General features: G+C 68.2%; 6 protein-coding genes. 3 read left to right on the forward strand and 3 right to left on the reverse strand.

Translation table 11 applies throughout. From position 1 onward, the window contains the following. On the reverse strand, positions 1-682 hold a 682-nt coding region (locus tag ACWDU1_RS21405; protein ID WP_450000887.1), incomplete at its 3' end, for a hypothetical protein. Beyond that, a complete protein-coding gene (gene eccCa, locus ACWDU1_RS21410; RefSeq protein ID WP_450000889.1) occupies positions 682-4,713 on the reverse strand; it encodes a type VII secretion protein EccCa in 4,032 nt (1,343 codons plus the stop codon). The genes ACWDU1_RS21405 and eccCa, both read right to left, overlap by 1 nt. 173 nt (positions 4,714-4,886) lie before the next feature. Here eccCa and eccD point away from each other — a divergent pair, with 173 nt between their 5' ends. Beyond that, positions 4,887-6,353: a type VII secretion integral membrane protein EccD gene (gene eccD, locus ACWDU1_RS21415; RefSeq protein WP_450000891.1), complete on the forward strand. Its 1,467-nt coding sequence runs from the start codon at positions 4,887-4,889 to the stop codon at positions 6,351-6,353. 41 nt (positions 6,354-6,394) lie between these two features. Continuing rightward, positions 6,395-7,759, forward strand: a complete 1,365-nt coding sequence (gene mycP, locus ACWDU1_RS21420) for a type VII secretion-associated serine protease mycosin (protein WP_450000893.1) — start codon at positions 6,395-6,397, stop codon at positions 7,757-7,759. 159 nt (positions 7,760-7,918) lie between these two features. Here the strand turns inward: mycP and eccB are convergent, their stop codons facing one another. After that, positions 7,919-9,388, reverse strand: a complete 1,470-nt coding sequence (eccB, locus tag ACWDU1_RS21425; RefSeq protein ID WP_450000895.1) for a type VII secretion protein EccB — start codon at positions 9,386-9,388, stop codon at positions 7,919-7,921. Positions 9,389-9,513: 125 nt separating this feature from the next. Here eccB and eccE point away from each other — a divergent pair, with 125 nt between their 5' ends. Continuing rightward, the gene (gene eccE, locus ACWDU1_RS21430; protein ID WP_450000897.1) at positions 9,514-11,214 is read left to right on the forward strand and encodes a type VII secretion protein EccE; all 1,701 of its coding nucleotides are present in this window, start codon (positions 9,514-9,516) and stop codon (positions 11,212-11,214) included. Positions 11,215-11,521 lie beyond the last annotated feature (307 nt).

Below are 11,521 nucleotides of genomic sequence, written 5' to 3' on the forward strand. Positions count from 1 at the left end.
ACGGATCGGCGACCACGGTCGCGACGAGATTCAGGAAGTCGGCGTCGGCGCGCCCGACCACGATCACCGAATCCACCTGGCATCCGTGCACGAGCCGCTCCACCAGCTCACGGAAACGTCCCATACCGTGCTCGCCCGCGCCGATCTCGCCGACGGCCAGATCCGGTTCGTGCTCACAGAACTCCAGCCGGGCGCCCTGCTCGCCGGGGACCACGGTGGAGGCGGTTGTCGACAGCGCACCGAATTCCAGGACCACGGTGCGCACATCGCGAACCCGCCGACTCGCGGCCACCGCGCGCAACGCCGTGGCCTGCAGTACCACCCGCGCGGCGTGCCCGGACGCCGCGGCTTCCAGCACCGCCAGCCGGTGCTGGTCCCATTCGGTCGGGTGCACCACGGTGAGCTGCTCGCACGGTGCGCCGATCCGCAGCTGGGCGAACGTGTACCCGAGGACCTCGTACAGGGCGTCCACCGGTTTCGGCATCCCGGGGTCGAAGGCGATGCGATCGGCCGACAGCAACTGCACCGGCGATACCGCGATCGACGGCGGCGCCAGCGGCTCCCCGACCACCAGGCTGCGCCCGTCCCCGGCCGGCACGATCGAGGGCACGAGGTCGGCGTGGGTGTTGGCGCTCCACGCCCACAACCGGGTTTCGGTCAGGGCGATCTCGACGGCCGGCATTATTGCGCCGGCATCCAGGAGGTCTGGATGAGCTCGGTACCGGACCGGCCGACCAGGGTGCCGCGGCCGGGTGGCATCGCGCTCGGCCGGACATTGCCGAGCAGACCGCCCTCGTCCCGGCTACCGCTCATCACCAGGCCGGGGGTGGCCAGATCCCGCAACCGGGAGATCACCGGTTCGTACATGGCCCGGCCCGCACCGCCGGAACGGCGCGAGATGATCAGGTGCAAGCCGATATCCTTGGCATGCGCCAGGAAGTCGACGATCTGCGCCAGCGGGTTACCGCTCGAACCGCTGGACACCAGGTCGTAGTCGTCCACGACGATGAACAGATCGGGGCCGGTCCACCAGGAACGATCCCGAAGTTCCTGCGGCGTCACATTCGGGCCGGGCATCCGGGACTGCAGCAGCGCCGCCAGATCCCGCATATTCGTCGTCAGGCCTTCGGCGCCGGTCGCGTAGGCCGCCAGGCGTTCCTGTTCGAAGGCGCCGAGCATGGTGCGCCGGAAATCGACCAGGACCAGCGCGGCGGTGGTCCTGGTGTTGGCCTCGATGATGCCGCTGACGATATTGCGCAGCAGCGTGGTCTTACCGCATTCGGTGTCACCGAAGATGATGAAGTGCGGGTTCTCGTCGAAATTGAGGAAGACCGGCGACAGTTCGGATTCGTTGATACCGATCGGAATCGACACCGTGCGCTGTTCGGGATGCCCCTGCCAGGGACCGATGGCGCGTACGAACTGATCGCGATCGAGGCGTTCGGGCAGCATCCGGACCTGCGGCGCCGGACGTCCCGGCGTCGCCTGCTGGATCCGCGCGACCGCGTCGGCGACACCCCGGCTGAGGTCCTCGGGCTCGGACGATCCGTCGACCCGTGGCAGCGCGGTGAGCATATGCAGGCTCTCCGGGGTCATACCGCGGCCGGGCCGCCCCTGCGGTACCAGCGCGGCCACCTTACGGCCGAACTCGGAATCCGCCGGATCGCCGAGGCGCAGCTCGAGGCGGGTGCCGATCTGGTCCTTGAGCTGCGGGCGCGCCTCCATCCAGCGCGACAGCGCGATCACCACGTGCACGCCGTAGGACAGACCCTGGACCGCGAGGTTCATGATGGCCTGCTCCAGCGGTTCGAAGTCCTGCCGGATGGAACCGAAACCGTCGATGACGAGGAAGGCGTCACCGAAAGCGTCCTCGTGCGCACCGGCGGCGGCCTGGCTACTGGCCGGATCGGCGGCGCGCAACCGCCGGAACTCCGACATCGACTCGATTCCGAGCTGACGGAAGCGCAGTTCCCGGGTGCGCACGATGGTGGTCATCTCCGCGACCGTGCGGCGCACCTTGTCCTGATCGAGGCGGCCGGCCACCGAACCCACATGGGGCAGGCCCTCGAGGCTGGCCAGGGTGCCGCCACCGAAGTCCAGGCAGTAGAACTGCACCTGTTCGGCGGTATGGGTCAGCGCCATCGACATGATCAGCGAACGCAACATCGTCGATTTACCCGACTGGGGTCCACCGACGACCGCCACGTTGCCGCGGGCGCCGGAGAGGTCCACCACCAGCGGATCGCGCCGCTGGTCGTAGGGCCGGTCGACGATGCCGATCGGCGCGCGCAGCCCGGCCACGGCGTTGTATTCGCCGGTGAGGATCGAGCGCGTGTTCAGTTCGTCCAGCGGCGGGGCGGCGTCCAGCGGCGGCAGCCAGATCTCGTGCGCGGGCCGGCCGTGCCCGCCGATCCGGGCGACCAGCATGCCGAGATCGGAGATCTGCTCCCCTTCCTCGACCAGAGGTTCCGGCTCGTAGGCCGGTTGCGGCGCCAGCGGGGTCCGGTCCGCGGCCCGGTATTCGACGTGTTTGGCCAGGAAGGGCCGGGCGGTGATATCGATTTCGCCGGCGCCGGTGGCCACGCTGATATCGCGCTGCGGTCCGCCGCCCACATAGGTGCCCGACACGTAGGAGGCCTGGAAGCGCTGGATCTCGCCCGAATCGGATTTCAGGTAACCGCCACCGGGAGTGTTGGGCAGGTTGTACGCGTCCGGCACACCCAGTACCTGGCGGGATTCGTTGGCGGAGAAGGTTTTCAGGCCGATCCGGTAGGACAGATGCGATTCCAGACCCTTGAGTTTGCCTTCCTCCAGCCGCTGCGAGGCCAGCAGCAGGTGGACGTGCAGCGAGCGGCCGAGGCGGCCGATCATCACGAACAGCTCCGCGAAATCCGGATGCTGCGTGAGCAGTTCGGAGAACTCGTCGAGCACGACGAACAGCGCCGGCAGCGGCTCCAGATCGGCACCGGCCGCGCGGGCCTTCTCGTACTCCGACACATTGGCGAAGTTGCCGGCGTCGCGCAGCCGCTCCTGGCGCCGGTTCATCTCGCCCGCGAGCGCGTCGCGCATACGGTCGACGAGGTCGGCTTCTTCTTCCAGGTTGGTGATGACCGCCGCGACGTGCGGGACGCCGTCGAGACCGAGGAAGGTCGCACCACCCTTGAAGTCGACCAGGACCAGGTTCAGCTGGTCGGGTGAATGGGTGGCGAGCAGGCTGAGCACCAGGGTGCGCAGGAATTCGGACTTACCGGACCCGGTGGCGCCGATGCAGAGCCCGTGCGGGCCCATTCCGGATTCGGCGGCCTCCTTGATATCGAGAATGACCGGCAGGCCGTCGGCCCCGACACCGAAGGGGACCCGCAGCCGTTCCCGCCCGTATCGGGGCCGCCAGGCGCTCTCCGGATTGAACGAGCCGATATCACCCAGCCCCATGAGCTGGGCCCAGGTGTTGATCGTCTCGCCCTCGGTGGTCTCCACGTCGCTGCTGCGCTGGGTGGCCGCGCGATACGGGGCCAGGCGGCGGGCGACCTGCTGCGCCTGTTCGCGGCTTATCCGGTCGATCAGGGCGAAACGCTCCTGGTTGCCGGTGGCGCCGCGGCCCAGGCATTCGCCGTTGCGGATGGTGAGGGTGATACCCCGCGATACCGCCAGCCGGGGCGCGTAACCGCACAGGTCGATCACCGTCACGCCCTCGTAGCCGGCCTCGCGCAACTGGTCGTCCTCGGCCTCGAGCAGACCGCCGTCGACGACGATCACCACATGCACCATGGCGGAGTTGGTGGGCTGGTTACGGGAGTAGCGGACCCGGTTGCCCAGGATCGGCGCCAGACCGGCCATCGCCTCCCGGATCGACCCGAAGAACATGCGCTGGGTGCCGACGCCGTCCTGCGCGTCCGGGTGCTGGGTATGCGGCAGCCATTTGGTCCATTCCCAGTCCGCGGCGGTGTCCGGGCCGCAGACGATCGCGGTCAGTACCTGGTCCGGGCCGTGGAACATGGCCAGCTGCACCAGCATCGCGCGCACCATATCGCGGGCCTGGGCGCGATCGCCGTCGAGCGCGATGGTGGCGAAACCCTTCACCGCGACCGCGGTGGGCAGATCGGGCACGGTGGAATGCGCGCGGACGAAACGGCGCAGCGAGACCGCGGCGATCGGTTCCAATTCCTCCACCGGACCGGTTTCCGGGGCGACCAGCCGGGTGGCCAGACGCTGACCGCCCAGACCGATGCGGACGTGGCAGAAGTCCTTGTCGCTGGGGCGGCGCTCCCACATCCGGGAGGTACCGGCGAGCATCCAGACCAGTCCGGGTTCGGGATGACTCCATTCCACGGCGGCCCGCTGTTCGGAAGCGGTGACGCCGACATCCTTGCGAACCTGGTCGAGATAGCGGAGGTAGTCTTTGCGGTCCTCGTTGGCCTCGGCCGCCTTGGCGCCCTTACCGTTGCCCTGACCGGCGAACATGCCGACCATCGAGACCATCATCATCATCGGGAACATCAGCGCCATCGGGTTCGAGGCGATACCGCTGCCCTGCGTGAACATCAGGGCCATCATCCCGACCATGCCGATGATCATCACCACCGGCATGAGCTTGGACAGCAGATTTCCGGGCGTTACCCGGGGGATCTCGGGAGGCGGCTGGAGGCTGACCTCGCCGCCGGGAGTTCGCGGGACCTCACGGCGCGCACGCCGCTGAAACCGAACCGTGGTCATCGAACGAGATCCCCCTTGTAGCAATGCGATGTTCGGGCTCAGTGTAGAGGCAGCCGCGATCATGTCGTACAGTTCGACCTGCATTCTGCTGGCCGCACCGGGGGCACGCAACCCGCCGTTCGCTGGGAGAATGCGGGAAAAGAGCAGGGTAGCGAAACCAACTTGGGGGAAGCGTGACGCATGCGCGACTCGACCATATGGAGGAAGATTCCTCGCGGGGTATAGTCCGCGCTCCGGATCTCACCAGGGTCACCATTCTGGCAAAACACACCCAGGTCGATATGGCGATTCCGGTCGATGTCCCGGTCGCCCTGGTGATTCCCAGTGTCGTCGACATGGTCGCCGCGCACAGCCGCACCAATGATTTCGACAATCAGGGCGAACGATACGAACCGGCGGACTGGGTCCTCGCCCGTATCGGCCAGCCGCCGCTGTCGAACTCGCTCAGCCTGGGCGAGCAGGGGGTCCGCGACGGCGAACTGCTGATGCTGGAGAACTCCGCGAATACCGCGCCCACTCCCCTGTTCGACGACATCATGTACAACGTCGCGGTCGCCGATTCACAGCATTTCCGCGGCTGGAATCCGGATACCGCACGGGTCACCGGCTCCGTACTCGCCGCGCTCACCATGCTCGCCGGTTGCACCGGCCTGCTCGCCGCACCGGACGCGATGCCCGGATGGATCACCGGCGTCATCGCCCTGGGGGTAGCGGTCCTGCTGGTGGCGGGCGCGATGGTGCTGAGCCGGGTCTACGGGGATCCGAAGACATCGCTGGTCCTCGGTGGTTGCGCGTTGCCGCTGGCCTTCACCGGCGGCATGCTCATCGTGCCCGACCACTACGGCTGGCCCCATCTACTGCTCGGATCCACCCTTTTCGGGGCCACCGCGATCCTGGCCTGGCGGGTCACCGGGGTGGGGCTCGGACTCTTCATCGGCGCGGGCACGGTCGCATTGTTCGTGGTGCCCGCGGCGCTGGTGGGCCTGCTCACCGAGCAGCCGCTGGAGGCGGTCGGCGCGGTAGTCGCCGCCGTCGGTCTCGGCGCGCTGTCGCTGGCCCCGCGTATCTCCATGGCGCTGGCGAAACTGCCGCTGCCGCCGGTGCCCTCGCCCGGTACACCCATCGACCCCACCGAGGACGACCCGGACGATCATCGCGCGCTGCCGACCCTGGATGTGCTGCAGGCGAAATCGGCGCGGGCACGGACCTATCTCAGCGGTCTGGTATCCGCGACGACCCTGGTCACCGTGGTCGGCGCCTTGGTCGCCATCGATCCGGACTACGGCGGTTTCTACTGGCAGGGCATAGCGCTGGCGCTGGTGTGCGCGGCGGTGCTGATGTTCCGCAGCCGCACCTACGCCGGCGCCGAACAGGCGGTGATCCTCATCGTCGGCGGGGCGGCGATCGTGCTGGCGATGCTCGTCGGGATGGCCTTCGTGGCGGATCTGCCGCTGGCGGTGTTCGGGGTGGCGCTGGTGGTGCTGATCGCGGCGCTCGTCCTCGGGATCATCGTGCCGAACCAGTCGGCGACGCCGCCGATGCGCCGGGCCGCCGAGCTGATCGAATACGCTTTCGTGGCCGCCGTACTGCCACTCGTGTTCTGGGTGGCCGATCTCTACTCCCTCGTCCGCGGACTGTGAACCGCGGGATCCGCACCGCGGCGGTGGCCGTGGTGCTCGGGATGAGCGCATCGCTGGGCCTGGTCCATCCGGTCGCCTCCGCCGACCGGCCCGCGCCGATCGATCCGGGCCAGCTACCGGCCGGGGATCCGGCCCGGCCGAGCCAGCCGACCGAGCGTAAGGCGAATACGCCCTGCAACAGCACCGTGTCCGGAGGCGAAGGCCCGACGGTCCCGCCCGCACAGGCCGCATTGGACCTGGTCCGGGCATGGCAGTTCTCGAAGGGCGCGGGCCAGGTTGTGGCGGTGATCGATACCGGGGTCGCCCGTCATCCCCGGCTGCCGGGCCTGCGCGCGGGCGGTGATTTCGTGGCCAACAGCGGCGACGGCACCGAGGACTGTGATGCGCACGGCACGATCGTCGCGGGCATCATCGGCGCGAGCCAGGCCCGGGACCAGGGATTTTCCGGTGTCGCACCGGAGTCCACCATCCTGACCATCCGCCAGACCAGCGATAAGTACGTCAAAGCGGGCAGCAACGCCACGAAGTCGCCCGAAGACCTCTCCAAGGAGGGGTACGGCAACGTCGCCACCATGGCCCAGGCGGTGCGCCGCGCGGCCGATATGGGTGCCACGGTTATCAATATCTCCGAAGTGGCGTGCAGTTCCAGCCCGATCAACGACGGTGGGCTCGGCGCGGCACTGGACTACGCGGTCCACCAGAAGAACGCGGTGGTCGTCACTTCCGCGGGCAATACCGACAACGCGAACTGCAAGGGCAACGAGGCCATCCAGAATCCCCTCGACCCGGCCGCGGACCCGTGGGGCAACACCACCGTCAACGTCACTCCCGCCCGATACGACGATCTGGTCCTGTCAGTCGGTTCCATCAACGCCAACGGCGCTCCGTCGGAGTTCACGGTTCCCGGGCCCTGGCTCAGTGTCGCCGCTCCCGGGGAGAACATCGTCTCGCTCGATGTGTACAGCGGCGGCGTCATCAACGGCACGCAGAATGCCCAGGGTGGTCAGCAGACCATCAACGGCACCAGCTTCGCCGCCCCGTACGTATCCGGCGTCGTGGCGCTGGTGCGGGCCAGGTTCCCCGAACTGTCCGCCGTCGAGGTGATGAAACGGGTCCAGGCGACCGCGCACGCACCCGCCGAAGGCTGGAACCCGTATGTGGGCTACGGTGCCATCGACCCGATCGCGGCGCTGACCAACGAGGTGCCCGCCGAATTACGGCCCAAGCAGCAGAATCCGGCGGTAAGCAGACAGCTCGCCGTCCCGGCGCCGCCGGAACCCCCGGACCATACGGCTCGGAACGTCGCGCTCATCGGCAGCGGGATCATCGGCGGCAGCCTCATCATCGGCTACCTCGCCTCGTTCCCCACTCGCCGGCGGCTCGGGGTAAGCGAAGACGAAGCCTGACAGACCGCTGCCCGGTTTCAGGGCAGCGGACTGCCCGGGCATGGTCCGGAATCCTGATCATCACCCCGCCGACCGGACGAATCAGAACCCATCGACCTGACGTCACTGTGACAGCGGATCTTCCGTGTGCCCAACGGAAGATCCGCGCCCGCCCGCTGCTTACTTGGACGACGCCACCGGCTGATCGGCCGGCGCGGGATCCGGGGCGACACCGTCATGCGCGACCAGCGCCTCCTCCCGGCCGAGGCTGGGCCCGGAGGCCAGCAGTCCGACGATCGGCCATGGTGCGGGCTCGGCCTTCTCCGGCATACCCAGCGCCTTGGCGGAATCGGCGTTCTTGATCCCGAAACGCACCCCGGTGTCGGCGATATAGAAGATGCTGTCCTTGCGCTTGCTGTCCGGCTCGATACCCGTGGTCTGCACGTAGGCGCCGGTACCCGGCGCGATATACGCGGAATCGACGTTCTGCCCCGAACCATCGGCCTGGGCCAGCGGCACCAGCTTCGCGCTATCGGCCATGGGCAGGCTCACTCCGGTGATCACCTGGAGCTCCGCGTGGGTGCCGGTGTTCTCGCCCGCCTCCGGAATCGGCTTCCACGACAGGCAGCTCACCGGATGGTCCTTCGCGTCGAGAATCGCCGGTGCGGTCTGCGGGAAGGTCTGGACCCGCAGCGCCTGGGAGACCTCGACGCGGGTCCGGGTGTTCTGGTCGATGGTGAAATCGCTGGAGGTCTGCGGATTGGAATTCCGGATGATCTCGGCGGCCAGCGGTGAGATGGGCTGCAACCCGTCGGAGAGCACCACGTAGTACTCGGTCTCCGAGCCACCCACCTGCACGACCTCGCCGATGCGATGGCCGCTCACATCCTCGGCGGGCGTACCGCCGGGATCGGCGATAACAGGGCGCTCGATCGACATCACCTCGGGGATCGCGTTCACGAGACCCTCACTCACCGGGCGCGGGGTCGCGCCGGTGATTCCCAGGGCGTCGGTGACCGCGCGATCGTCCATCGCCACCCGGGCCCGTTTGCCGTCGTAGATCAGATAGGTATTGCTCTCCCCCTGAACCAGCAGCGCCTTACCGGATTCCAGCGGCCCGGCCTTCGCACCGAGCTCGAGCCCACCCGCCAGCACCGAGGTGGTCCGGTCCTGGCTGCCGTCGATCTTCATCTCATCGCAGATCGTCCACTGCCGGCCCACACCCTCGGAGTTGAAGTGGATCGCTCCGGGGGCACCCGGAATGCCGATCAGCGGGCCACGGGCCTTCTTACCTACCTCGGCCTCCTTGACGATCGCCGCGTTCGGGGCCTCGCCCGCCGCGAGCCGCGCCGAAGCCAGGTTCAGCGCCGGATGCACCACATCGTTGAGCACCACGTACACCGCGCCGGATTCCTTACCGATGAGGATGGTGTTCTGGCCGATCTTGTCCTGCGGGCGCAGCAGCGCCAGCACACCGCAGCCGGCCAGCACCACGATCGCCAGCACCAGGCCGACGACATAGGCCCGCACCTGGGAACGCATCGGATCGTGCAACATTCGCACATCCCGGCGCACGAGCGCGTGCTCCATCCGGCGCACCAGAAAGTTGTAACCGCTGATCTGCCACCGAGTTGTGGGCTTTGAAGGCATCGTCTTCCCCCGAACTGTGCTCGTGCTCGCCGAACACAGTACAGTTCCCTGGGACGTAGTTCAGCTCGGCCGCCGATTACCGGCCGACACCGGGTACCTGGGGGACTCTGATGGCCGTTCCAGCCATGACGCGACGTGGGCGCAGCCTGCTGTTCGGGCGTATTTCCATGCGTAACCTGCTGATCGCGCAGGTGCTCGCGATGGTCGCCGGAACCGTACTGCTGGTGGTGGGGCTCAATCCGTGGATCGCGCTGGGCGTCGCGGTGGTCACCGGGCTGATTCCGCTGATCCCGGTCGGCCGCCGGGTCCTGCTGGACCGCATCGGCGACTGGTGGGACTACCGCGCCCACCACGAATACCGGATCGGCGACAGCGACGATTTCCGCGGCCCCGACGACCGCTCCCTCGGGCTGTACTGGGACGAGAGCCGAGTGGTCGCGGTGATCGAGGTGCTGCCGCCCCGAGGCGGACTCACCCGTATCGACCGCACCGCCGTACACGCGTCCCACCTGCTCCCGATGGCCGAACTGGCGACCTGCCTCGCCCAGCACGACATCCTGCTCAGCGGTATCGACATCATCAGCCACGGGCACCGCAGCCGGTCCGGAACGCCCGCCGGCGCCATCTACGAAACCCTGCTGGGCCCGCTGCCGGCCACGGCGCATCGCACCGTCTGGCTGGCGATCGGCTTCGATATGGTCGACTGCCCCGGCGCGGCGGCCCGGCGTGGCGGTGGTGACGAAGGCGCCGCACGGTCGGTGACCATCGCGACGCAGCGGATCGTGCGCACGCTGGAGGATGCGGGCTGCGGTTCGCGCGTCCTGACCGCCTCCGAGATCCGTTCCGCGGTACGCCAGGTCATCCACGGCTCGGACGCCCGCGACCTCACCCACCGGTGGCGCTACGCCGAACTCGGCAACGGGGTGAACATCGGCGCCGCGATCGATCCGCGGCAACTCGGATCGGAGATCCTGTCGCAGCTGTGGGTGGCCGAATCCCGGGGCACCACCGTCGCCGTGCGCCTACGGCCCGGCGCCACCGCCGATACCGTGCATATCGGCGCGGCCTGGCGGTCGACGCTGCGCGAACTGCCGGACAAGTCCTGGACCAAGGGCATGGTGTCGGTGAACGGCCGGCACCGCGACAGCCTGCTCGCCCATCTGCCGATCGGAATCCCCGATCTGGAAGACGTGGTGCCCACCGCCGAATACCCGATCGAGGTATTGGACGCGCTGGCCCTGCCCTCCTCGGGATGCGGGCAGCTCATCGGCTCCGACGACGAAGGCAACGGTGTCGCGCTGCGGCTCATCGGCGCCGGCATCTCCGCGGTATACGTGGCCGGCGAGCTCTATCTGGCCCAGCAGCTGGTGTTCCGGGCGCTGGCGGTGGGCGAGCGGATCCTGGTCCGGACAGAACGCCCGCAGGCCTGGTACCAGCTGATCGAAACCATCGGCAATCCGGAACGACTGACACTGGCCGTCGATATGCACCAGTCGGACGCCGGTTTCACAGCCACAGTCGTAGACGGTGTCCTCGCCCCCGCGCCGCACGCCGGTATCACCACCATCTACATCACCGGCGACCCCATGGGCTGGCCCGCCACCAAACCGGACCTGTCGATCCAGCAGCCGGGCGCCATGGGCACGCGCGTGGTACTCCGCACCGCGACCACGCAGATCCCGCTGAATTTGGTCTCGATACCCCGCGAGCACACCTACATCGGCGAACCGCGGACCCGGCAGGCCCCGCCGCAGGGCGGCAGGCCGGTGCCCCCGCAACGCCAGCAGATGCACCGGCCTCAGCACCCTCAGCCGCAACACCGCTGACGCGGGAGCCGGGGCGGTCGGTTGGGCAAGGGGTGGCCTTGGCTGTCGAGGTGGGGAAGTGGCCGCGGTCGTCAAGGTGAGAAAGTGGCCATGCTCGTGAAGGTTGGTGGGTGGCTTTGCCCGCCAAAGCGGGAAGGTGACCTCGCCCGCCGAGGTGAGACAGGTGACCTTGCTCGTCAGGGTTAGAAGGTGACCCTGCTCGTGAACGTGGGTGGTGGCTTTGCCCGTCAAGACGGGAAGGCGACCTCGCCTGCCAAGGTGAGGAGGTGACCTTGCCCGCCAAGGTGAGGAGGTGACCTTGCCCGCC

This window comes from Nocardia sp. NPDC003345 (assembly GCF_053589395.1).

Coding starts and splice junctions, on each gene's coding strand:
- eccE (WP_450000897.1), top strand. CDS start 9,514: ATGACGCGACGTGGGCGCAGCCTGCTGTTCGGGCGTATTTCCATGCGT.
- eccB (WP_450000895.1), bottom strand. CDS start 9,388: ATGCCTTCAAAGCCCACAACTCGGTGGCAGATCAGCGGTTACAACTTT.
- mycP (WP_450000893.1), top strand. CDS start 6,395: ATGAGCGCATCGCTGGGCCTGGTCCATCCGGTCGCCTCCGCCGACCGG.
- eccCa (WP_450000889.1), bottom strand. CDS start 4,713: ATGACCACGGTTCGGTTTCAGCGGCGTGCGCGCCGTGAGGTCCCGCGA.